Origin of the sequence: Kribbella sp. NPDC048928 (assembly GCF_043197975.1) — a bacterium.
GTDB lineage: Bacteria > Actinomycetota > Actinomycetes > Propionibacteriales > Kribbellaceae > Kribbella.
The window spans coordinates 1357303-1380204 of sequence record NZ_JBICUC010000001.1; the positions used below are offsets into that span (position 1 = coordinate 1357303).

General features: G+C 68.6%; 16 protein-coding genes. 7 read left to right on the forward strand and 9 right to left on the reverse strand.

Features of this window, described 5'->3' with window-relative positions; all coding sequences use genetic code 11:
• Positions 1–18: 18 nt before the first annotated feature.
• Entirely contained in the window at positions 19–951 is a 933-nt protein-coding gene (locus ACGFI6_RS06500) for an SMP-30/gluconolactonase/LRE family protein (protein WP_393115661.1), read from the reverse strand.
• A 61-nt stretch (positions 952–1012) separates the two neighbouring features.
• Between ACGFI6_RS06500 and ACGFI6_RS06505 the strand changes: the two genes are divergently transcribed.
• The 4 genes from ACGFI6_RS06505 (at position 1013) to ACGFI6_RS06520 (ending at position 4604) form a co-directional block, all read left to right on the forward strand.
• The gene (locus tag ACGFI6_RS06505) at positions 1013–1462 is read left to right on the forward strand and encodes an Lrp/AsnC family transcriptional regulator (RefSeq protein ID WP_393115662.1); all 450 of its coding nucleotides are present in this window, start codon (positions 1013–1015) and stop codon (positions 1460–1462) included.
• Positions 1463–1537: 75 nt separating this feature from the next.
• The gene (locus ACGFI6_RS06510) at positions 1538–3304 is read left to right on the forward strand and encodes an acetyl/propionyl/methylcrotonyl-CoA carboxylase subunit alpha (protein ID WP_393115663.1); all 1767 of its coding nucleotides are present in this window, start codon (positions 1538–1540) and stop codon (positions 3302–3304) included.
• Between the two features lie 4 nt (positions 3305–3308).
• Positions 3309–3674 carry a VOC family protein gene (locus ACGFI6_RS06515; RefSeq protein WP_393115664.1) on the forward strand — a complete coding sequence of 122 codons (366 nt, stop codon included), beginning with the start codon at positions 3309–3311 and terminating at the stop codon, positions 3672–3674.
• 75 nt (positions 3675–3749) lie between these two features.
• Complete coding sequence (locus ACGFI6_RS06520) at positions 3750–4604, forward strand: peptidylprolyl isomerase (protein ID WP_393115665.1); 855 nt, start codon at positions 3750–3752, stop codon at positions 4602–4604.
• Here ACGFI6_RS06520 and ACGFI6_RS06525 read toward each other — a convergent pair.
• From ACGFI6_RS06525 to ACGFI6_RS06535, 3 genes are all read right to left on the reverse strand, one after another.
• A complete protein-coding gene (locus ACGFI6_RS06525; protein ID WP_393115666.1) occupies positions 4601–5773 on the reverse strand; it encodes a glycoside hydrolase family 76 protein in 1173 nt (390 codons plus the stop codon). The two genes, ACGFI6_RS06520 and ACGFI6_RS06525, sit on opposite strands and share 4 nt — an antisense overlap.
• A 116-nt stretch (positions 5774–5889) precedes the next feature.
• Positions 5890–7086: a SpoIID/LytB domain-containing protein gene (locus ACGFI6_RS06530; protein WP_393115667.1), complete on the reverse strand. Its 1197-nt coding sequence runs from the start codon at positions 7084–7086 to the stop codon at positions 5890–5892.
• Positions 7083–8462, reverse strand: coding sequence for an N-acetylmuramoyl-L-alanine amidase (locus tag ACGFI6_RS06535; protein WP_393115668.1), 1380 nt, complete (start codon positions 8460–8462; stop codon positions 7083–7085). The genes ACGFI6_RS06530 and ACGFI6_RS06535 overlap by 4 nt, the downstream gene beginning before the upstream one ends.
• A gap of 163 nt (positions 8463–8625) precedes the next feature.
• Here ACGFI6_RS06535 and ACGFI6_RS06540 point away from each other — a divergent pair, with 163 nt between their 5' ends.
• A complete protein-coding gene (locus ACGFI6_RS06540) occupies positions 8626–9492 on the forward strand; it encodes a hypothetical protein (protein WP_393115669.1) in 867 nt (288 codons plus the stop codon).
• A gap of 53 nt (positions 9493–9545) precedes the next feature.
• Here ACGFI6_RS06540 and ACGFI6_RS06545 read toward each other — a convergent pair whose 3' ends face one another.
• The 4 genes from ACGFI6_RS06545 to ACGFI6_RS06560 all read right to left on the reverse strand — a co-directional run bounded on the left by ACGFI6_RS06545 (position 9546) and on the right by ACGFI6_RS06560 (position 19240).
• Positions 9546–10454, reverse strand: coding sequence for a hypothetical protein (locus tag ACGFI6_RS06545; RefSeq protein ID WP_393115670.1), 909 nt, complete (start codon positions 10452–10454; stop codon positions 9546–9548).
• 28 nt (positions 10455–10482) lie between these two features.
• A complete protein-coding gene (locus tag ACGFI6_RS06550; protein ID WP_393115671.1) occupies positions 10483–11331 on the reverse strand; it encodes a hypothetical protein in 849 nt (282 codons plus the stop codon).
• A gap of 40 nt (positions 11332–11371) precedes the next feature.
• Positions 11372–15469 (reverse strand): S8 family serine peptidase, encoded by a 4098-nt coding sequence (locus ACGFI6_RS06555; RefSeq protein ID WP_393115672.1) that lies wholly within the window; start codon positions 15467–15469, stop codon positions 11372–11374.
• 135 nt (positions 15470–15604) lie between these two features.
• Entirely contained in the window at positions 15605–19240 is a 3636-nt protein-coding gene (locus tag ACGFI6_RS06560; protein ID WP_393115674.1) for a S8 family serine peptidase, read from the reverse strand.
• A 446-nt stretch (positions 19241–19686) separates the two neighbouring features.
• Here ACGFI6_RS06560 and ACGFI6_RS06565 point away from each other — a divergent pair, with 446 nt between their 5' ends.
• Positions 19687–20217 carry a DUF6879 family protein gene (locus tag ACGFI6_RS06565; RefSeq protein ID WP_393115675.1) on the forward strand — a complete coding sequence of 177 codons (531 nt, stop codon included), beginning with the start codon at positions 19687–19689 and terminating at the stop codon, positions 20215–20217.
• Complete coding sequence (locus ACGFI6_RS06570) at positions 20214–21071, forward strand: helix-turn-helix domain-containing protein (protein WP_393115676.1); 858 nt, start codon at positions 20214–20216, stop codon at positions 21069–21071. Before ACGFI6_RS06565 ends, ACGFI6_RS06570 begins: the two co-directional genes overlap by 4 nt.
• 415 nt (positions 21072–21486) lie before the next feature.
• On the opposite strand, the gene ACGFI6_RS06575 is transcribed toward ACGFI6_RS06570, so the two are convergent.
• Positions 21487–22878 carry an NAD(P)H-quinone dehydrogenase gene (locus tag ACGFI6_RS06575; RefSeq protein WP_393115677.1) on the reverse strand — a complete coding sequence of 464 codons (1392 nt, stop codon included), beginning with the start codon at positions 22876–22878 and terminating at the stop codon, positions 21487–21489.
• Positions 22879–22902: the final 24 nt, after the last annotated feature.

Here is a 22902-nt window from a genome sequence, read left to right on the forward strand (position 1 = left end):
AATCGCTTCCCGACGAGCCTATGCGTTCGCGGCGCGGTTCGCTCCCGGGTGTCCGCAGGCGGTCGTCAGCCATGACCACACCGTGGTGGTTGCGGTGATGAAGAGGCGGTTGCCCTTCGGGCCGCCGAAGGTGAGGTTGCTGACGATGTCGGGGAGCAGGAGTTTGCCCAGCAGAGTGCCGTCCGGGTCGAAGCAGTGCACGCCCTCGTGCGTGGCCGCCCAGATCCGGCCGGCGCTGTCCAGCCGGAGGCCGTCGAACATCCCGGCCGTACAGGGCGCGAACACGTCGCCGCCGGTCAGCTTGTCCCCGTCGACGTCGAACACGCGGATGTGCTTCGCGGGCGTGTCGACGACGTACAGCTGCGACTCGTCGAGGGAGAACGCGAGACCGTTCGGACGGATGAAGTCGTCCGCGACGACGGTCAGCGTGCCGTCCGGCGCGATCCGGTAGACGTAGCAACCGTCGAGCTCCTGCTCGGCCGCGTGACCCTCGTAGCTCGAGGTGATGCCGTACGGCGGGTCGGTGAACCAGATCGATCCGTCACTGTGTTCGACGACGTCGTTCGGGCTGTTCAGCCGCCGGCCGTCCCAGTGCGAGGCGAGCACCGTGAGGCTGCCGTCGTGCTCCGTCCGTACGACCCGGCGATCGCCCTGCGAGCAGCTGATCAGCCGGCCGGCGCGGTCGATCGTGTTGCCGTTCACGTACCCGGACGGCCGGCGGAACTCGCTGACCTGGCCGGACAGCTCGTCCCAGCGCAGCATCCGGTCGTTCGGGATGTCACTGAAGACCAGGCAGCGCCACGCGGGCGAGTACGCCGGACCCTCGAGCCAGCGGCCGCCGTCGTACAGACACTCCAGGTACTCGTCGCCGGCGACCTTGGTGAAGCGGTCGTCGAGCACCACCAGCTCGGCGCGGAGCCGGGGCGGCGCGGGGTTGATCGTCACAGTCATGCGGTGAATGCTATCTTGTGAATAACTCCAGTAACAGAACGAGGTTTGGTTTGTGACGCAGATGACCATAGATGATGTGGATCGCGGCCTGCTTGCCGCCTTACAGGAGGACGCGGGGCAGTCGTACGCCGCGCTCGGGCAGGCAGTCGGGCTGTCGGCCGGGTCCGCTCACGAACGGGTCCGCAAACTCAAGGCGGGCGGGGTCATCCGCCGGACGACGGTCGAGGTCGATCCGGCGGCAGTCGGGCTCGGCGTGCTTTCGTTCGTCCTGCTCGAGTCCGGTGCCTGGATGGGCGACGAGGCGACCCTCGAGGCGTTGCGGGCGATTCCCGCAGTGGAGGAGGCGCACATCATCGCCGGGCCCGCTTCAGTGCTGGTGAAGGTCCGGACGGCGACCACCGAGGACCTTCAGTCGACGCTGCGCGCCCTCCATCAGGTGGACGGAGTGACCAGTACGCAGACAGTCGTCGTACTGGAGACATTCTTCGAGCGCCGACCCGCCACAGTATGAGCCCAGTGTGAGGAACGCCCTGTCCTCCTGGGAGGCTGCTTGACCCTAGACTCGGGCCAGCCGAAGGGAGCAGCTGTGTCCGACAGCAAGCAGATCACCAAGGTGCTCGTCGCCAACCGGGGCGAGATCGCCGTCCGGGTCGTCCGGGCCGCCGCCGACGCGGGCCTGGGCAGCGTCGCGCTGTACGCCGACCAGGACCGGGACGCGCTGTTCGTGCGGCTCGCGGACGAGGCGTACGCGCTGGACGGGTCGACGCCGGCCGACTCCTACCTGAACATCGCCAAGATCCTGGACGTCGCGGCCCGCTCCGGCGCGGACGCCGTCCACCCCGGCTACGGCTTCCTGGCCGAGAACGCCGAGTTCGCGCAGGCGGTGATCGACGCGGGGCTGATCTGGATCGGCCCGCCGCCGTCGGCGATCGACTCGCTCGGCGACAAGGTCAAGGCGCGGCACATCGCGGAGAAGGTCGGCGCACCGCAGGTACCTGGCACTCCGGATCCGGTGGCCGGTTCGGACGAGGTGGTCGCGTTCGCCGAGGAGTACGGTCTGCCGATCGCGATCAAGGCGGCGTACGGCGGTGGCGGTCGCGGCATGAAGGTCGCGCGGACGCTCGAGGAGATCCCGGAGCTGTTCGAGTCCGCGACCCGCGAGGCGGTCAGCGCGTTCGGGCGCGGCGAGTGTTTCGTCGAGCGGTACCTGGACCAGCCGCGGCACGTCGAGACCCAGTGCCTGGCCGATGCCCACGGCAACGTTGTCGTGGTGTCGACGCGGGACTGCTCGCTGCAGCGCCGCTACCAGAAGCTCGTCGAGGAAGCGCCGGCCCCGTTCCTGTCCGCCGAGCAGCTCTCGCTGTTGTACGACTCGTCGAAGAAGATCCTCCGCGAGGCCGGGTACGTCGGCGCCGGGACGTGCGAGTTCCTGGTCGGGCAGGACGGGCTGATCTCGTTCCTCGAGGTGAACACCCGGCTGCAGGTCGAGCACCCGGTGTCCGAGGAGGTCACCGGTCTGGACCTCGTACGGGAGATGTTCCGGATCGCCAACGGCGAGGCCCTGGGGTACGACGACCCGGAGGTCTCGGGGCACTCGATCGAGTTCCGGATCAACGCCGAGGACGGTGGCCGTGGATTCCTGCCGGCACCGGGGACCTTGCTGCGTTGGCATGCACCGTCAGGGCCTGGTGTACGGCTGGACGGCGGGTACGACCAGGGCGAGACGGTGCCTGGCGCCTTCGACTCGCTGGTTGCGAAGCTGATCGTCACCGGTCGGGACCGGACGCAGGCGCTCGAGCGGTCGCGGCGCGCGCTGCGCGAGTTCGTCGTCGAGGGGATGCCGACGGTGATCCCGTTCCACGCGGCGGTCGTGTCGGATCCGGCGTTCGTCGGGACCGACGGGTTCAAGGTGCACACGCGGTGGATCGAGACCGAGTACGACAACCAGCTCACGCCGTACGACGGGCCGACTGCCGACGTACCGGAGGACGCCGAGCGCGAGAAGCTGACGGTCGAGGTCGGCGGTAAGCGGATCGAGGTCGTCCTGCCCGCCGGAGTTGGGGGCATCGCCCCGGCAGCAGGGGCCAAGAAGAAGCCGGCCCGGCGCGCGGGCGGCACCAAGAGCGCGGCGGCGTCAGGAGACTCACTCACCTCGCCGATGCAGGGCACGATCGTGAAGATCGCCGTCGAGGAAGGCGCGACGGTCACCGAGGGCGACCTGATCGTGGTCCTCGAAGCGATGAAGATGGAGCAGCCCCTGAACGCCCACAAGTCCGGCACGATCACCGGCCTCACCGCCGAGGTAGGTGCGACGGTCTCGGCCGGCGCCCCCATCTGCGAGATCAAGGACTGACCCTGTGGACCCGGTGCCGGTGATCGATGCGGTCGCGTTCGACTGTGAGGATCCGGACGGGCTCGGGCAGTTCTGGCAGGCGCTGCTCGGTGGCGAGCTGCGTCCCGACCAGCACGGCGTCACCGAGTTGCACGGCGCGGCGGTCCGGCTGGACTTCGCCCAGGTCCCGGAGGGCAAGAGCGTCCCGAAGAACCGCCTCCACCTGGACCTGTACGTCCCGCCCGACGCCAAGGACCGGGCCATCGCCAACGCCCTCCACCTCGGCGCCACCCGCGCCGACGACATCTACGACGGCGGCCTCTGGCAGGTCATGCGAGACCCCGAAGGCAACGAATTCTGCTTCGTCTGGGGCGCCGGCTCCCCCACCTGACCCGCAGATTGACAGACAGTTCTCAGGTTTTCGCTGTAGGTTCCCTGCAGGCATCTCGGCGAGGAGGGTTACTGCATGTCCAAGAAGACCCACCAGCAGCAGCTGGCGGCGCGGAAGGCGAAGCGGCAGGCCGAGCGGGACCTGGAGCGCCGGCGGCAGCGGCGGAACGTGGCGGTCACCGTCGCCGCGGTGCTGACGGTGCTTGTGGTCGTCGTCGGGGCGTTCGTGGTCTTCGGAGGTGGTGGTGACGACACCCCGGCGGCCAGTACGCCGTCCGAGGCGGCGCCGGGGAACAAGCCCTCGACCATCCCGACCGCGATGGCGCCGGCGCCGAAGCGCGCGACGCCACTCGCGGCCGAGGTGAACTGCACGTACAAGAAGGGCACCGAGCCGGCTGCCAAGAAGGTCAACCCGCCGGCCGACGGCAAGACCAAGGCGTCCGGTACGTCGAAGGTCAGCATGGACACGTCGATCGGCGACCTGCAGCTGACCCTCGACAGCGCACTCGCGCCCTGCACGGTGAAGAACTTCCTCAGCCTGGTCGGTCAGAAGTACTTCGACAACACCAAGTGCCACCGGCTGACTGTCGGCGAGGGCCTACAGGTGCTCCAGTGCGGCGACCCGAGCGGAACCGGCTCCGGCGGACCGGGGTACAGCTTCGCCGACGAGGTCTACCCGACCCTCAAGTACGGTCGCGGCATGCTCGCGATGGCGAACTCCGGCGCGAACACCAACGGCAGCCAGTTCTTCATCGTGTACGGCGACGCGTCCGGACTGACCGCGCAGTACACGGCGTTCGGGACCATCGACGAGCCGAGCGTGAAGCTCATCGACAAGGTCGCGGAGGCCGGCGTCACGCCCGAGAACGGCCCGCAGGACGGGGCGCCGATCACTCCGGTCGAGATCAAGAGCGCTACAGCTGCCGCCTAGGCAAGCAGGCCGTAACGTGAGCGGGGCCAGGCCAGCAGGGCGTGGACCTGGGTCATGCCGGACTGCTGCAGGAGCTCCACCGAGCCCTCGCGGAACTTGTACAGGTTCGTCGCGGGGTCTCGCGTGGTGTTCCAGTTGTAGTCGGCGTAGGCCTGCATGGCCTTGCGGTACCGCGGGTCCGGGCTCACCGAGTCCAGGATCAGCAGGTTCTTGAACCAGATCGAGTTGAACGCGGCGCCTTGTTTCGCGAGCATCTCCGGGGTGTTGTAGAACGCCAGCGACGCCTTCGCGACGGACTTCGCGTCGTGCAGGTAGCGCGGGTTACCGGTTGCCTTGAACAACAACACTCCGGCCCCGAGCATCACGCCCTGGTTGTAGCTCCACTGCGTCTTCTCGACGTTGCCGGCCAGGTCGATGTGGTCCCAGTACAGGCCGTTCGGCGCGAGCATGCAGGTCTGCGCCCACTGGTACATCTTCTGCGACCAGGTCAGGTACGACTTGTCGTGCGTCAGCAGGTACAGGTGCGCGCCGAGCTCCGCGGCCGGGCCGTTCGAGATCGTGTTGCGGTCCTGGCTCCACGGGGCCTGCGTCCAGTAGACGCCGCCGGCGCACGGGTGCGTCGGATCGGTGTCCCAACCGTGGATGACGAGCGCGAAGATGTCCTTGGCCCGGGCGAGCGCGGCGCGGTCGCCGGTCCGCTTGTACCGCTGGATCAGGTTCAGCCCGATCCACTCGTTGTCGTCGTAGAACTTGTCGCCGCCCTGCCCGTTCGGTGGGCGGACGTACGAGTCGTAGCCGGTCGGCGTGGTGCCGGAGTTCCAGTAGAACTCGTACGCCGCGATCCTACGGTCGGCCTCGACCGAGCCGGCGTGGCCCGCGCCCGGTACGCCGGCCAGGTCCTCGGCGGCGATCGCGGCCTGCGAGTACGGCCAGACGTACGAGTACGCGTTGGACTGAGTATTCGGGTACTCCTCCAGCAGCAGGCCACCCTTGCCGGCGTCGAAGTAGGTGTTGATTGCGCCGTACGACGCACGGGCTCGCGCGGCGGCGGTGGGATCGGTCCCGGCCGCCTCGTTCGCACTGGCTGTGGTCATGTTCAGCGATCCGAGGACCGCGACCGCGAGCGCTCCTGCGGCCAGACGACTTGATATACCAAGTTTCGTACCCATCGACCTGCTCCTCCTGGGCGGTGGTTGACAGCGATGTCACGTTTTAACCGGCGCAAGGAGGGCCCGTCAATGGTTCAGCGGCCGAGGGCTTCGACGGGTGTAGTTGGCATATCAGGTCAGCGGGCCGCGAAGCTGATCCACGACGACCGCAGGTGCAGCCGGATCCGGACCTGGTCCGCGGTCAGCACCCGCTTCCCGCGGGACCCGGACGCCTCGATCGTGAGCGCCCGGCCGCCGCCCGGTCCGACACCGGTCCGCTTCAGCACCCGGACGTACCGGATCGAGCCGACGGCGAACACCGCCTGCATCTCGGCGGCGGTCCGGGTCACCTTCCAGGTGACGTTCGGGTTGCCGTTCTTCGGGTAGGCGTCCCAACCGTCCACCTTGGTCACCTGGTACGGCGAGTCACTGGCCGCGGTCGCTCCGCCGTTCGACGAGGAGAACTCCGCGATGATCGGCTTGCCGTTGTAGAGCCGGACCTGCCCCGCGGTGGCCGCGATCGCGTTGTTCGTCGAGGTTTTCTCGAAGTCGTACCCGCCGTACACCTGGCAGGACGTGGTGTCGCACAGGTCGTACGCCTTCCGCGTCGCGCGACTGCGGTGGAAGACCGAATAGGTGCGCGCGGCAACGGCCTGCGCCTGCAGCGCGGCCGGCCGCCAACTCGACACAGCCTCCCGCGGTACGACGCCGCGCAGGTAGTACTCGAGCGACACCACGTTCACCGTGTCCAGATGCGTGCCGGACACGTCGATCGCCCGCAGTGCACCGCGGTACCGGCGGACAGCACCGCTCGGCAGCACGAGCCCGATCACCGGCGCGCCCTCGAACTGCGCCATCCCCGTGAAAGTCTTGTAGAGCGTCCATTTCCGGGTCTTCGCGTTGAACCAGGACAACTTGGTGCCGTGCTCGCCGTTCGGGTCGATCGACCACTGGTTGATGGTCGCGCCGCGGGGCAATGCGTACACCTTGGCAGTTGCGATCGAGCGGACCGCGAGCCCGCTGACCGCGCCGACGCGGACGCCGTCGGTGGTGTCCGCGCTGACCCGTACCCGGATGCTGCCGGTCGCCTTGCCCGCCGTCGTCCCCGGGTAGTAGAAGTCCAGGATCTGCTTCACCGACTTGCCCGCCAGCGCGGCCCCCTGGGCGCCGTACTGCGACAGTCCGCGGCCGTGCCCGAAGCCGCGGCCGTTGATCGTCGTGTCCGGCGCCGCCGCAGCCACCGGCGTCACCTCGTGCGCCTGCGCCGCCTCGGTCGTGATCGCGCCGACGACCGTCGACGACAGCACAACCGCCGCCATCACCCGTTTTCTCATGATGCTCTCCCGTAGACGAGGTGGACCTGGCGGTCGCGGCGGTCCCAGACCAGCCAGCCCCGCTGGAACTTCTGCCGGACGCCGCCGTGCACCTGGTACGCCTCGGTGATCGGCAGCCCGAGCCGCGCGCTGCCCGCGCCGAGCCGCCGGTACCTGCTGCGGAACGCGCCGGCGGTGGAATGCGGGCCGGTGGCAACGGAATAGAACACGTCCCGGGTCGCGAAGTACGTCGCCCGCCCGGTCCGGGTCGGGTGCTCGCCCCAGAACGGCTGCCCGATGCTTCGGAAACCGAGTTTCCGCGCGTACTGATAGATCGGGGTCGCGAAACTCCCGCCCATCAAGGCGTTCGTACGCTGCCGCAGCCAGCCCAGCTTGGCGTAGAGCTGAGCGCCCGGGCAGATCGTGGCCTTCGTGTCTCGGTGCCCGGAAATCGTCTGCAGACGTGTTCCGGCTAGCACGATGGTTGCCGACGGCGACCGATAGTTGGCGTCCAGCTTCCAGGCCAGCACCCGGGCCGTCGACTCCAGCATCGCCGCCGGCGGCGCGGCCTTGTCGAAGTTCCCGATCACGGCGACGCCGAACGAGTTCGAGTTGTACGAGCCCGTGTGCGCGCCGAGCACCGGCAACTGCGCGCCACCGAACCGGCCCTCGAAGATCCGGCCGAACCGGTCGACCAGGAAGTTGTACCCGAGGTCGCACCACCCGCGGCTCTTCACGTGGTACGCGTACATCGCCCGCACCATCGCCGGCACCTGCGTCCGCGTGTAGTCGTTGCGATCGGCGGTGTGATGCACGAACGCGACCAGCACCGTCGTCGTGTACTTCGGCCGCGTGCACGAGGCTCCGTTGTACGCACGCAGTCGCTCGTCCGCACCCCAGCGCTTCCGGCTGACCATCAACGGCATCGAGTACGGCGCCGCGCTGGACTCCGCACCGACGCTCGCATCCGAGCTCAACGCACCTGGCTGGATGAGCACCACCTTTGCCCCGGCGACCGTCGCGCCTGAGGAAGTGACGGCATTCGCCTGGATTCCGGTGGCGTTCCCGACCCAAAGGGGTTCGGTCCCGGCGCGCTGATTTCCTTCATTCACCAATGGATCTGGGCCGTGGTCGTCCTCGATCCGCAAGGCCTGCCAGTCGGTCCATTTCCCGTCCCGTTCGACGCGGACCTTGGCGGTCACTCCGGCGACACCCTCCGGCCAGGTGATGCCGACCATGCCGTACGGGGCGGTCTCGGCCTGGACAGACGGCCCGTCGAGCGGTATCTCCTGATAGGACGGGTCGTTCGAGCCACGATGTTGCGGTGGTGGAAGCTGTGGTGGGACGAGTGCGGTCGCGGTCAGCACGAGTGCGAGCAGTCGCGCGGGCTTGCCCATAGGCGGCCTTCCGGCGGGAGTCGGACAGGCGCTGGGCGGGGCGCTCCTGACGATTATGCGTCGTCGGTGACCGCTTTCCCGGGATTGCGTCACCGTGCGTGGCGGATCGCGGTTTGAGAGATTGGATAGGCTCTCCCCAAAGGACCCCTGAGAGAGGCCCGACATGGAATTCATCCTGATCATCGCCGTCGTGGTGATCGCGGTGCTGGCGTACCGGTCGTACCGCCGGACGCAGCTGCAGACCAAGAAGCAGCACGAGATCACCGCGGCCGAGATCGAGGCGGTCAAGCGCACCGCCGACGAGGACATCACCCGGTTCGGCGAAGAGCTGCAGGATCTCGACCTGGAGATGGTCGGCAAGGACCTCGGCGACGGCGCGCGGCAGGACTACCAGCGTGCGCTGGACTCCTACGAGTCCGCCAAGCAGGCGGTCGGTCAGGTCACCCAGGCCGACCAGATCAAGCACGTGATCGAGATCCTCGAGGACGGCCGCTACGCAGCCGCCTGTGTGAAGGCCCGGGTCAACGACCAGCCGCTGCCGCAGCGGCGGCCGGCCTGCTTCTTCAACCCGCAGCACGGCCCGTCGGTGGTCGACGTCATGTGGACGCCGCCCGGCGGCGCGGCGCGTGAGGTGCCCGCCTGTGCGGCCGACGCCGAGCGGGTCCGGGCCGGTGCCGAGCCGGACGTCCGCAAGGTGATGGTCGGCCCGCAGCGCGTCCCGTACTGGGAGGCCGGCCCGGCGTACTCGCCGTACGCGCAGGGTCTGTTCGGTGGGCTCGGCGGCGCGATGACCGGTCTGTTCATCGGTACGGCGCTCGGCGGCATGTTCGCCGGCGGCGGGTACGGCGACTACGGCGCCGGCTACGCGGACGGGATGGCCGACGGCGGCGGCGACGGCGGCGACGGCGGTGGCGACGGCGGTGGGGACTTCGGCGGCGGGGACGGCGGCGGAGACTTCGGTGGCGGCGACGGCGGTGGGTTCGGCGACTTCGGGGACTTCGGCGGCGGAGACTTCGGCGGCGATTTCTGATTGCACAGCAAGGCCCCCGTGACCGCTGAGGTCACGGGGGCCTTGTGCTGTGTTCAGTCGCCGTACAGGGGCGACTGACCCTCGGGCGTGTTCAGCGAGTAGACCGGGTCCTTGAAGGTGCCGGGCACCTTGCCCAGGCCCCGGATCACGGTCGACGCACCGTTGGCGTGGCCAACGGCGTAGAGGTACGCCGAGCCGGTCTCCTTGTCGATCGCGGTCAGCAGCGTGCTCTGGGTGCCGCACTTCTCCGCGATCAGCGACTCGAAGGTCTGCCAGGTCGAGGTACGGATCTTGGTCACGATCGGCTTCAGCGGCGAGGTCCGCGGGATCCGGATCGTGTACAGGGCACCGCCACGGGCGTTCGCCAGGAAGGTGTCGTAGGTCTGGGTCTCGCTGATCAGCGCCATCGTCTTCACCGCCGAGAAGCCGGTCGCGATCTCACCGTGCCAGACGCCCTTGGAGTCCGGCACCCAGCGGTGCAGGAAGCCCGGGGCGCCGTCGAGGCCGTACCGGGCCTGCGCCGTCACCGTCGAGCCGGGTGCCTTCTGCCAGAAGGACTGCTCGACCACGGTGAAGGACCTCCAGCCGGAGCCGATCTTCGTCAGCGTGGACGTCGGAGTGCCGGACACGTCGGAGTAGAACGACGAGTACAGGGTGTCGTTCAGGACGACCAGACCGCTCGTGCTCGAGCCGGCCGGGACATCGAGGGCCGTGGTCCAGGTCGAGGCCGCCTTCGCGATCCCCGGCGTGAACAGGTGCGGTCCGGCGGTGCGCTTCGCGGTCGGCGGGGCCGTGGCCGTCACCGTCGTCGCTGCGATGTCGCCGCCGCTGGTGATCCCCGCCGCTGTCATCGTGCACGCCGCAGTGGCCCCAGTGGGAGCCGCGTTCGCGGGGGCCGTGGTTGCCAGCCCGCCGAGCAGCACGGCCGAGGCCGCGACCGCGGATGCGCGCTTGAGTTTCATCAAGAAGGTTCCTCTCGGAGTTTGTCGGTCATTCACCATTGCGGGCGGGCGCGTTGTCGCGGACCCAGCGGGAGATCACCGGGTCCTTGTAGGTCCCCGGCACCTTGCCGAGTCCCTGGATGACGGTCGCACCGTGCCCGACGGCGTACAGGTAAGCCGCGCCGGTGTCCTTGTCGATTGCCGTGAGCAACGTGCTCTGCGCACCGCAGCGCTCGGCGACGAGGGTCTCGAACGTCTGCCAGGTCGTCCGGCGGACCTGCTTCACGGTCGGCTGCAGCCGGGTGTCCGCCGGGATGTGGATCGTGTAGAGCGCGCCACCGCGAGTGTTCGCGAGGAACGTGTCGTACGTCGGGGTCTCGCTGATCAGCGTCATCGTCTTCACGGCCGCGAAACCGGGGTACTGGCGGACGTTCTTCCAGCTCGTCCAGCGGAACAGGACGCCGTCGTCGCGGAGCCCGTAGCGCGCGATCCGGGTCGCGGGCGATCCGTAGGCAGCCTGCTCGAACATCGTGAACCGGTCCCAGCCGCCGCCGACCCGGTTCAGGAACAGGTACGGCTCGCCGGTCATCTCGTCGTCGCCGTACGACGCGGAGTACAGCGCCGAGCCGAGGACGACCCAGGAGTCGGTCGGTCCGGCGTCCCAGCGCCAGGTGGCGGCGACCTTCGCCGAGCCCGGCGAGAACAGGTGGCGGTCGGCGACCGTCTTCGCGGTCGGAGGCCCGGCGGTGATGGTCGTCTGGGTCGCGTCGCCGCCGCTCGTCACCGACTGCAGGGTCATCGAGCAGTCGGCAGCCGCGGCCGCCGGGGCGGGTGGGACGGTCACGAACGCCCCCACTAGGAGGGCGGCCACGGAGGAGGCTCGTCGCAGGCTCTTCACACCTGCAACGATGCCGCCTCCGCCGCCGAAGTTGCGGTATTTACCTGGTGATTTTGATCGGGACGGACAGCGCGGCCGGAGCCGAGGACGGGCCGAGCAGCAGCTCGCCGTTGTAGCTCTGACCGGGTGTCATCGCCTTGTTGTAGCCGACGTGCAGCGTGACCGGCGTACCGGCCGGGACCGGGCCGGTGGGCAGACCGCTCACCGTCAGGTCGGTGCCCTGGATCGCGTTCACGTTCAGCGCGAACGCCGGCGTACCGGTGACCGAGAACCCGTGGACCCAGATCTGGTAGTTGCCGTCCGGCGGGTTGACCAGGTCGACCGACTCGTTCGCGGTCGACGTGGTGGACGAGGCCACCACCTCCGACGGCGAGAAGACACCGTCGTTGTTGGCGTCCCGGACCACGAACAGGTCCAGGTCGTTGCTGTCCAGCGCCGTACTGACGCTCAACCGGGACGCGTGCGACAGCGTGATGTTCTTCTTCACGCTCGCCGTCGACGGGTCGTCCGGGTTGTCCTGATGCGCCGTCTCGGTCGTCGTACTGGGCTGGCTGAGACCGAAGGCGTCCGCCTTCAGCCCGTCCAGCGGCACGCTCGACTCGAACGTCACGTCGAACCCACCGGTGTCACCGGTCGCCGTCTCGCTGACCGCGGACGGCGAGACCGACGCACTGCCGAGCTGGACCTTGAACGGCGTGTTGAACTTGTCGCCCTGCCAGCTGACCTGATGCAGCGCGACCGCCTGCAGACCCTCCTGCGCCGGCGCCGTGACCACGTCGGCCGGTCCGCCGGTCGCGGTGTTGAACCGCCAGGCTCCCGCCCGGACGTTGGTGTTCGGGCTCTTCCCGACCGTGTCGAGCGTGTACGGCGCGCCGTACACGGAGTCCGGCTCGATCTGGAAGTGGTTCACCGATCTGCCCATGATCAGCGTGTCGAGGTCGGTGGCCGGACCCGAGTCCTCCCAACTGGTGTTGGCCAGGAACTTGGTGCCCTCCGCCGGTGTCTTCGGTACGTCCAGGTAGAAGAACCGCCAGTCGCCGGACTCGGCCCGCCACGTCCAGTCGTTCGCGCCGAACACCGACCCGTTGTTGTAGGTCAGGTTGCGCTGCGACCGCGCGACGTCGTCACCGCCGAACGTGATCGCGCCGGTGATCTTCCCGCTCGCGTCCTGGGCCGCCTTCGCCGCGACCGCCACGGACACCGGCACCACCATCTCGTCCGATCCGCGACGCAGCACGACGGCACCGGAGTACATCCCGTACGGCGCGTCGGCCGGCACCTTGATCGACGCGGTGAACGAGCCCTTCGCGATCCTCGGGGTGCTCACCCACTTCCAGTCGGAGTTCTGGTACCAGTCGATCGAGACCTTGAAGTCGGTGACCGGGATCTTCGCGTTCTTCGCCGAGTGCTGCAGGCCGAGGAACAGTCCACTGGCCATCCGCTGCGCGGGGTCGGCGACGTACGACTGCAGCGCGTTCGAACCGGCCCGGTGGTACATGAACCGGCTGTACTCGCCCTGCTCCATCTCGGACTTGGCGAAGTCCAGGTCGAGGAAGCCGTCGATGTTCGAGCTGGTCGTCTTGTCGGTGTGGTTGACGACGCCGTTGTGGTTCTTGTCGGTCCACAGCCGGCCGTCGTGGTTGACATCGGTCCAGTTGTACGTGAGCAGCCGCCACGCCTGGTCCTCGGTCAGATTGTCGTCCCCGTCGAACTGCGCCCGCGGGTACTCGAGCTTGACCACCATCAGGTCCGCGTTGCGGTGCTGTTTCACCTGTCTGGTCAGGTCGATCAGATAGTCGGGCGCGTTGAAGTTGCCCGTACTCTCCTGGCTCAGATCCTTGCTGCTGAAGGAGATCGTGTCCGAGTCGGTGCGGACGAGCTGCCGGTCACTGACCTGCCAGGCACCGTTGCCCTTGACATCGAACTTCTGGGTGTCGGTGCCGCCGGGCGAGATGACGTTCGCGAACACCGGGTACTCGGTCCCGCGGTAGTCGCCGACGCGCCATTCGGTCGGTGACACGCTGGCCCGCCGGCCGAGCGCGCTCGCGACCGCCTTGCCGGCGTCGACGGACCCGGAGCCCTGGACGTTGGCGTCGTACCCGAGGTCCTTCGCGGACGACTTCAGGATGTCCTGCGCGGTCGAGTAGAAGCCCGCCGGTACGGAGCCGTGGTGCGCCTTCTCGTACGCCTGGTAGACGAGCGCGGTGGCGCCGGCGGCAACCGGCGTGGACCGGCTCGTGCCGCCCCACGAGACCCAGGCGTTCCGGCCGTCGAGGATGGTGTTCAGCGTCGAGTCACCGGGCGCATAGGCGCCGTCGGCAACGACATCGACGCCGTTCGTGGCGTTCGCGCCGAAGCCGCGGTTCGACCAGACCATCACGTCGTTGTCGGTGATCTGGCTGGTCCGCAGCAGCGAGTCCCACCCGGTGCCGCCGAACTGCGTGGAGGCGCCGACCTCGATCGCGGTCGACGGGGCGGCCGCGGTCGCCGTACCGAATCCTGGCGCGCCGTTACCGGTGGAGAACAGGGCCGTGGTCTTGAAGCCGTCGTGGATCACGTCGGCTTCCTGGCTGGCGGCATCCCAGCCGTCGTTGTCGGTGGTCGACTCACCGTACGAGTTCGAGGTGACGTCCACGCCACCGCGGGTGGACAGGAAGTACCCGAACTGGGTGGAGAAGTCGAAGCCCATGTAGATGTCGCCGAACGGCGCGAGCTTGGCGTGCGGCGCGCCACCTAGGACGGCACCGGCGTACTTGCCGCCGGGCAGGTCCTTGAACGTCGGCGCCTTCCCGTTGATCACCGCCTGGCCGACGATGTTCGACGCGGTCAGCGTGCCGTGGCCCTCGATCGCCGGGTCGAAGTCGCCGGTCCACGCGAGCAGCGCGCCGGAACCGTACGACGTGTCGTTCACGCCGAACGCGTCCAGGCCGCCGGGGATCGGGGTCTTGCCGTCGGAGATGTAGTACAGCAGGCCGCCGGACAGGTCGGTGTAGCCGTCGCCGTTCATGTCGCGGTACGCGGCGGGCGAGGACTTCGTCACCGGCTTCTCGTCGGCGAACGAGTAGTCGTTGTCCAGGTCGACGTACACCGTGTCGTAGACGCCGGCCGTGTGCGGGTCGGTGACCAGGAATCCGGGGCGCTCCCCGTACAACTGCAGCAGGTGGTCGTCCGGGTGACTGCCGAGCATGACCTTGCCGGACTTGCTCCACTTCGCCGGGAAGCTGTACGTGTGCTGCTTGGTGCCGTCCGGGGCGTTGAAGTTCCGGGACGGGCCGGTCCGGGTCGCGAAGTCGACGCTGCAGGTGCCGTTGGAGGTCGTGCAGGTCGCGGACGTGGTCTTGGTGTGCCAGGAGAGGCCTTGGTCGACCTGGCCCGGCGCGGACAGCCACTGCAGCGTGCCGTACGGGTCGAAGGCCTTCGGCCAGCCGTTCCAGCCGGCCTTCACGCCGGTCTGACCGGTCCACGTCTGCCAGGTGTTCAGCAGGTCCGGGTGCCCGAAGTCGGTACCGCCGTCGAGGACGCCGACGGTCACGCCCTGCCCGGTGAAGCCGGCCTTCCAGGCGCCGGTGAAGTTGTGCGTCTTCGCGTCCAGGAGGTTCTGCTTGCGGAGCTTGTCGAAGTTCGACGGGCGCAGCGGGGGCGCCTCGGCGTACGGCACGTCGTCGGCCTTGACCTTCGCCAGCGCGGCCTGCTGCTCGGCCGCGGTCGGCGCCTTGTGCAGATCGGGGTCGGGATCGGACAGCGGCTGCCCGGTACGGCCCAGCTCGACCGGCTGCACCGCGACCACCCCGGGTGCGGCGGCCAGCTTCGGCAGCGCCTGCACCGGGATCGAGCCCATCACCAGCCCGGTGCTCCCGGACTTCGCGACGTGCGCGTTGCCGAGGACCTGCTCGGCCTTCGACGGGTCGCCCTGCACGGTGGCGAAGACCGCGACCTGCGCCGTCTCGCCCTTCTTGACCCGGGCCTCGAGCTTCGGATCGAGCTTGCCGAGCAGCCCGTCACTCGCGGTCTGCACCTGGAGCGGTCCCCTCGGCGGGCCCTCCCCCTGCGCAGCCTGCCCCTGGGTGACGGCCAGGGATGCTGCGACGAGACTGCTCAGACCCACCAGGCCGGCGACATACCTCACGCGTCGTCTCATGTGTGTTTCCCCTCCGAAATGGAGCGGCTCCCCCGAGCCAACCGCGGGCTCAACATCCGGAGCGTAAGACGCCGATCACCGTTGCGGTAGCGAGAACGACCGATAACGTGTGCAGGTTTTCCCGCAACTTTCCGGTCAGCGGCGCCGAACCGTGAGCGCCACGTCGACTGACGATACGGCGTACGGCGTGTTGTCGCGGACCGCGATCGCCGACCGGTACACACCGGGCTGGGAGAGCGCCTTCGAGTTCATCGTCAGCTTGATCGTCACGCTCTTGCCCGGTGCCAGGGTCCCGCTGGTGCTCGATTCCGACAGCCACTGCGCGTCGGTGCCCGACTCGTCGCAGCCGTCGTGCCCGGGCAGTTGTTCGGCGTACGGGACCTGCCGGGCGTCGAGCAGGCCGCCCACGCGATACAGCCCGCAGGCCGCGGCGCCGCGGTAGAGCGCGTTGGTGGTGTTCGGCAGTACCGACCAGACATCCGTCCGCGGGTTGTACGCGAACGCCTCGTTGGTCCGAACCGTCGAGTCGAGCGCGATCCCCCCGGTCACCGCGAGCGTGCCGTCGGCGACCGCGTAACTGCTCGCCCAGAGGTCCAGCGGCAGATCGGCAACCCGCGACCAAGCGTTCTTCGCCGGATCGTAGACGTAGCTGTGCGAGGTGCTCTGCGGACCGTTGCCGGTGTCGTCCACGCCCAGACCGCCGCTGCAGTACACCTTGCCGTCGATGCCACCACAGGACGGCCACGACACCGGCTCGGGGTACGGCGCCAGGACGTCGAACCGGTTGTGCGCCACGTCGTACGCGGTCACGTCGGCGGTCGCCACCTGGCACTCACCGGTGCAGCCACCCACGGAGTACACCTTGCCGTCCACGACGGCCGACCCGACGGCGCCCCAGGGCCTGGGGTTCGCGGCACCGGTGCTCCACCGGTCGGTCGCCGGGTCGTAGATCAAGGTCGTCGCCGAAGGGTCGTTCTGCGGTCCCCAGCCACTGACCAGGTACAGCTTCCCGTCGACGAAGCCGGACGCGGACTTGCGGCGCGCCTCCGGCATGTCGGCGAGCCGGCGCCAGGTCAGCGTCTGCGGCTCGAAGACGTACGCCGCCGCCGTGGCCCGGGCCGCGACCACGCCGCCGACCGAGTACACGAGGCCGTCGTGAGTGGCGGCGACGTTGTCGCTGATCAGCGTCGGGTAGTTGGTCGTCGGAACCCACCAGCGCGCGGGCAACTCCTCCGCGGCCGGTACGCCAGTCGTGCTGCTGCCGGCATCGACGCCACTCAGGGTGTGCCCGGGTTCCGGTTGGATCGGCTCGCGACGAACCGGCGTCGTCCCGAGGGTGCGCGCCGCCGTACCTCCATCCGCCGCCCGTAGCTCGAACCCGCGCTGGACGTCGGCGAGCGAGTACGTCGCGGGAGCGGTGCCGTCGTTGGTGATGGTCAGTTTGCCTCTCGTCGACTTGCCGAGCCGCACAGTCGCATTCACGTCCGACTGCTTGACCGTCAGCCGGCCGGCCTTCAGCGTGAAGTTCAGCGGCTTGACCCAGTCTGTCTGGACCGCGACCGCCCTCTGCTGCGACTGGTAGTTGTGCATCGTCGCCTGCGCCTTGGCCGAACCGGCCGGCGCGAACAGCCAGTACAGGCCGTCGGACAGACCTGCATCGTCCGGCGTCGTCACAGTGGTGGCCGTCTGACCGGCCCGGGTGACCTTCGCGTCGTTGACCGGCTGCCCGGTGTTCGCATCCTTGACCGTGCCGTAGACGAGCCCGCCCGGAACCTTCTTACAACCGGCGTCGTAGCCGGGCGCGCTGCAGGTCTTGGCATCGATCGGTACGGCAACGTCGCGGACCAGGTCGCCGGTCAGATCGACGTCCACGGTGGTGTCCGGATACCCGCCGTACAAGGGATGAACGTGCAGTTTGTGGGTCACGCCAACGGGAAGGTCGATCGCGTACCGGCCGGTGGCAGGCTTCGTGAACCAGGCCCCGGGGAGCCCGTCGACGGTCAGCTTGGCGTACAGCGGCCAGCCGTGGCCCGAGCCGTCGCGGACCAGGCCACTCAGGGTCGAACGCGGCGTGGTCGCGAGCTGGAAGTCCTTGGTCGTGGTCGTCTGCTGCTCGATCCGGACGTCGAACGACTGCTCGTCGTACCCGAAGGCCTGCGCCGTAACGTGCTGGTCACCGGCATCCAGGTAGAGCTCGTAGTTGCCGTCGGAGTCGGTCTTCGCGATCGTGCTGTCCGGGGCGCCGAGGCTCGCGCCCGCGATCGGCGTACCGGAGCTGTCGACGACCTTGCCGGCGAGGAGGCCGGCGCCGGCGCGCGGTGCGGAGCCGACTGCCTCGGCGACGTCGAGCATGCCCTCGCCGTACACCTTGTTGTCGGCCGCCGTGCCACCGCAGCTGGTGTCGTCGTGGTCGTGTGCGGTGCGATCGAGCACTGCGCGCGTACGGGCAATGTCACCGACCAGCGCCGGTGCGGCCGACCACAGGACGGCGACCGCTCCGCTGACGTGCGGTGCGGCCATCGACGTACCGCTGTAGTAGGCGTAGCGGTTGCCCGGGACGCTCGACCGGATCATCTGCCCGGGTGCGACGATGTCCGGCTTGACCTCGCCGGACTGCGGGTTGCCTCGCGAGGACCAGCTCGTGACGGCGCCGTTCTCGTCCACGGCCCCGACGGCGTACGACTCCGGGTAGTCGCCCGGGGAGCCGGCCGTCGAGCAGCCCGGGCCGCTGTTGCCGGCCGAGAACGTCGGGAAGATGCCGGCGGCCACCCACTGCCGGACCCATTCCTGGTACCAGGTGTTGCCGGGCCCACCGCCCCACGAGTTGTTGATGACATTGGGCCGCCTGGACGGGTCTGGATCCGAACCGTCGAGCTTGGTCGGCGCCAGCATCCACTGCGCACTGAGGGCGAGGGACAGGTCGGTGCAGTTGTCGTCCTCACACCCCTTCGCCGAGATCCAGCGGGCGCCCGGCGCGACACCGATCTGCTGACCCGCGTGGTCGTCACCGACCATCGTCCCGATGGTGTGCGTGCCGTGGCCGACGTTGTCGCACGGCGCAGCGGCCGCACAGACGTTGGCGGGGTCGTACCAGTTGTAGTCGTTCGAGAAGGTGCCGTCGCCGTTCGTCCCGCGGTACTCCGAGACCAGCGCCGGGTGGTCGTACTGGGCACCGGAATCGATGCTGCCCACCACGATCCCCTGCCCGGTGGCGTCGTACCGTTCCCAGGCCTGGTCCGCGTGGACGGCCGAGACGCCCCACTCCACGCCGGTCGCCACGGCGGCCTTCTGCTCGGTCACCGGCTCGGTCAGCCGGTACGTCGTCGGCGTCCGCACCGCGATCACGCCCGGCTCGGCCGCGAGCTTGTCCGCGAGCTCACGGCTGCCGTTGCGCACGTAGATCGAGTTGTCGATGTAGAGCGGGACGTAGTCGGCCTTCGCGGCCCGCAACATCGCCACGGCCGGGGCCTGGTCGCGATAGGCGGTCGCCCGCAGGCTCTGGACCACAGCCTTGCCGCGCTCGGTCCAGTCGGTGATCTTCGCCGCCGCCGTGAGCTCCGGCTGCCGCTCGAACCGCACCCAGAAGTCGCTCGGACCGGAAGCCAGCCGGGCGACCAGGCTCGGGTCGATCGTGCCCGGTCGCGCGACCGCCTCGGCAGTCGCGGCCTGCGCCGCAGGGCCGTTCACCGCCGGCAGCAGCAGCACGGCCGGCGCAAGCACGCCGGCCAGAGCACGTCGGAACAACCGCGCGAGCGGCAAGGAGAAGGCCATGCCCGCGATCCTCGCCAGCCCGCTCCACCGCCGACAAGGAGTTGCCCTGGCCTGAAGCCGTCAAGTCGACTTTCGGCCAGGACCGTTACTCAGGCGGAAGCCCCCCTTCCTGCCGCGGGGCAATGGGGCAGTCACTCTCCTGGCGCGATTGCTTGCTGTCGGTGATCATCGACTCATTGAACCGCCACTAAGGAGAAATTTCATGCAAACTCTGTCGTCGACGGGCGGACTGACCGTAAATTTCTACTGCAAGGATCCAAGCTCGAAGAGCGCGGACGACTGTCCGAGCTTCTACTCGACGGACCGCGGGAGCTGGGTCGTCCAGGGACTGGCGCTCGGACATGAGGTCGGATCTCAGCTCAGAGGCCTGAAGCCCGAGGAGACGTACCTCGAAATCCCCCAGGAACTTGTCGAGCGATTCGTACACATGTATGTCGAGGAGAGGTATGGAGTCGATCTCGGTCCAGCGCCGCAGGGAGCTGATCACGCAGACCCGCGATCAGCTCAAGTTGGAGCTGCGCGATAACTACCAGGTCGATCAGGAAGATCTCAGGGCCTGGCGCGCGGGCGACCATTCCGCACTCGAGGCCTCGTACGGCGGGTGGCGCGACGAGGTCGCCGAGATGACAGCTGCCGGTAGGACGCTGCGCCGGGTGCGGGTCGTGTCCGAGCCACTGTCGGAATACCAGCAGATGTCAGTACGGTTCAGCGGTGCGGCGGTCGAGGCCGGCGAGCAACTGCGTTGGCTGCCCAGGCGGCTGACCTCGGCTCTCCCCCTGCCCGGAAACGACTGCTTCGTACTCGACCGCAACATCGCAATGTTCAACGTCCTGGACGGCGACAACGACAGGTTCGAGATCCAGCTCTGCGACGACGAGCATGTCGTGAAGTTCTGCCTGGAAGCCTTCGAGGCCGCGTGGACGCTGGCGGTACCGCACGTCGACTTCCGGCCGGAGGCCGTATCACGCCTGCAGTGAGCAACGGAGCATCCGAGGCCAGGAAGGCGTTCGCCCTCAAACTGCGAGACCTGCGACGCGACGCAGGTCTCAGCGGACGCGCGTTCGCCGACGCGACCGGGATGCACAACACCAAGATCTCCCGGATCGAGCACGGTCGGCAGTACCCGTCGGAGGACGACATCCGGGCGTGGTGCATTGCTTGCGGCGTCGCACGCCGAATCGACGAACTGATCGCGATTCATCGCGAAGTCGAGCAGATGTGGAAGGAGTACCGCCGCGACCTGCGCAAGGGCCAGCGGCACGTCCAGGAGCGAAGCGGACCCCTGTACGCCGGTACGGGTCTGCTCCGCGCGTACGAGGCGATCGTCGTACCTGGAATCCTGCAGACGGCCGGCTACGTGCGGGCCGTACTGAGCATCAACGCCGAGCTTCACGATCTCCCGCTGGACGATGTCGAGGGTGCCGTCGAGGCACGACTGGCACGGCAGCATCTGCTGACCCATGGCGACGGGACCAACAACTACTCGTTCGTCATCGAGGCCGGCGTGCTCGGCAACTGGTTCGGTGGCACCGCGGTCATGCAGGAGCAGCTGGATTTCCTGCACGATGCGACGTACCTGCCCAACGTCGCGCTCGGGATCATCCCACCCGGCCACCGGACGATGTGGGGCGGAGAGTGCTTCTACATCTTCGACGGCCGGATGGTCCGCAGTGAGATGTGGACGGGTTCCTACAAGACCACTCAGGCTGCCGATCTCGCCTTCTTCGAGCGCGCCTTCGACCGCCTCCGACGCCATGCGGTGTACGGCGACGCCGCTCGCGCTTTGATCGCCGATGAACAGCAAAATCTGCAAACTTCTGAAAACTTCTAGCCCGCTGTACGGCTCGGCGGCGATGGTAGATGTCCGGTGGGCGGGCGCGCAGATCCCTGTTGGCCACGCCCGTCCGCCGTTCCAGTCATCTCGGCGAAGGGCACCAGCGCATGAGTACATCGCACCCAGGACTGCCTGGCCGGCCGCCCGTTGCAGCAACCACCGCGAGGGAAGGCACGCCTGAAGGGAGCGGCTGGCCCGTACTGCGTCCTGCCGAGCGATGTGACGGAGAGAACCCCATGACTGGCAGAGCTTGCATCGGCGGTCGGCATCGCGGATACCACCGCGACAGGAGTGGCGCAGAGTGGCTGGACGAATGACCTGAGGGTTCTCCGCTCGTGTGTAGGGTTCTGCGTTCTCACACGAACGTAGAACCCTCAACAGGAACGGATATCCGCGCTTGTCGCGGGGCTACTCAGTGGCGTAGGTGGAGGCGGCGGGCTGCCTCCGCTACCGAGCCGGAAATGGAGGGGTAGACGGTGAAGGACTGGGCGACCTGGTCGACGGTGAGGCGGGTGCCGACGGCCAGCGAGATCGGGTGGATGAGCTCGCTCGCCCGCGGCGCGACCACCACGCCGCCCACGATGATGCCCGTGTTCGGCAGACAGAACAGCTTCACGAAACCGTCCCGGACACCCTGCATCTTGGCCCGGGCGTTGTCCGACAGCGGGACCTTGACGACCAGCGCCGTACTGCCACCGGCGTCCACGACCGCCTGCGAGAGCCCGACGGTGGCGATCTCGGGGGCGGTGAAGACGTTCGCGGAGACCGTTGACTGGTCCAACGGTGTGACCGCGTCACCGAGCGCGTGCGCCATCGCGATCCGGCCCTGCATCGAGGCCACCGAGGCGAGCATCAGCACGCCGGTGCAGTCGCCGGCCGCGTAGACCCCGCGGGCCGTCGTCCGGGAGACCTTGTCGACCTGCACGAACCCGGCATCGGTCAGCGACACGCCCGACTCGACAAGATTCATGCCATCGGTGTTCGGCAGCGAGCCGACCGCGAGCAGCGCGTGCGATCCCTCGACCTGCCGGCCGTCGGTCAGCGTCACCACGACCCCGTCGCCCTGCCGCCGTACCGACTCGGCCCGGGACTTGCTCAGCACGGTCAGACCGCGCCGCTTGAACACGTCCTCCAGGACGGCCGCCGCGTCGGCGTCCTCCCCGGGCAGGACCCGGTCCCGGGATGACACCAGGACGACGTCGCTGCCGAGCGCGTCGTACGCGCTCGCGAACTCGGCACCGGTGACACCGGACCCGATCACGATCAGCCGCTCCGGCAGCTCCTCGAGCTCGTAGACCTGCTCCCAGGTGAGGATCCGCTCGCCGTCCGGCTCGGAGCCCTTGAGGATGCGAGGCCTTGCCCCGGTGGCGATCAGCACCACATCGGCATCCAGCCGCTCCTCGCCGGCCGCCCCGTCCACGACCACCGTCTCGGGACCGTCGAGCCGGCCGCGGCCCGCGATCACCCGGACCTTGTCGGACGCGAGCCGGCGCTCGATCCCCTCGCCCTGGGCAGCGGCCAGTGCCTTCACCCGTTTGTTGACGACGGAGAGATCGACACGCACGGAGTTGGCCGGATCGTCGTCCCCGTCGTCCAGCCGGACGCCGAGCTCGCCGGCCTCCTCGACCTCGGTCATCACCTCCGCGGTGGCGATCAGGGTCTTGCTCGGCACCGCGTCCGTACGCACGCCGGAGCCGCCGATCCCGTCGGAATCGACGACCGTCACCTCCGCCCCTAACTGGGCGGCCGCACTCGCCGCTTCGTACCCACCTGGACCGCCTCCGATGATCACAACTCGCGCCACGGGAGGCCATTGTTCCGTATCCTC

Bases quoted from the DNA above. Each gene is read 5' to 3' on its own strand.
- ACGFI6_RS06560 (WP_393115674.1), bottom strand. From the start codon at position 19,240: ATGGCCTTCTCCTTGCCGCTCGCGCGGTTGTTCCGACGTGCTCTGGCC.
- ACGFI6_RS06565 (WP_393115675.1), top strand. From the start codon at position 19,687: ATGGAGTCGATCTCGGTCCAGCGCCGCAGGGAGCTGATCACGCAGACC.
- ACGFI6_RS06505 (WP_393115662.1), top strand. From the start codon at position 1,013: ATGACCATAGATGATGTGGATCGCGGCCTGCTTGCCGCCTTACAGGAG.
- ACGFI6_RS06555 (WP_393115672.1), bottom strand. From the start codon at position 15,469: ATGAGACGACGCGTGAGGTATGTCGCCGGCCTGGTGGGTCTGAGCAGT.
- ACGFI6_RS06525 (WP_393115666.1), bottom strand. From the start codon at position 5,773: ATGGGTACGAAACTTGGTATATCAAGTCGTCTGGCCGCAGGAGCGCTC.
- ACGFI6_RS06520 (WP_393115665.1), top strand. From the start codon at position 3,750: ATGTCCAAGAAGACCCACCAGCAGCAGCTGGCGGCGCGGAAGGCGAAG.
- ACGFI6_RS06540 (WP_393115669.1), top strand. From the start codon at position 8,626: ATGGAATTCATCCTGATCATCGCCGTCGTGGTGATCGCGGTGCTGGCG.
- ACGFI6_RS06530 (WP_393115667.1), bottom strand. From the start codon at position 7,086: ATGAGAAAACGGGTGATGGCGGCGGTTGTGCTGTCGTCGACGGTCGTC.
- ACGFI6_RS06545 (WP_393115670.1), bottom strand. From the start codon at position 10,454: ATGAAACTCAAGCGCGCATCCGCGGTCGCGGCCTCGGCCGTGCTGCTC.
- ACGFI6_RS06500 (WP_393115661.1), bottom strand. From the start codon at position 951: ATGACTGTGACGATCAACCCCGCGCCGCCCCGGCTCCGCGCCGAGCTG.
- ACGFI6_RS06535 (WP_393115668.1), bottom strand. From the start codon at position 8,462: ATGGGCAAGCCCGCGCGACTGCTCGCACTCGTGCTGACCGCGACCGCA.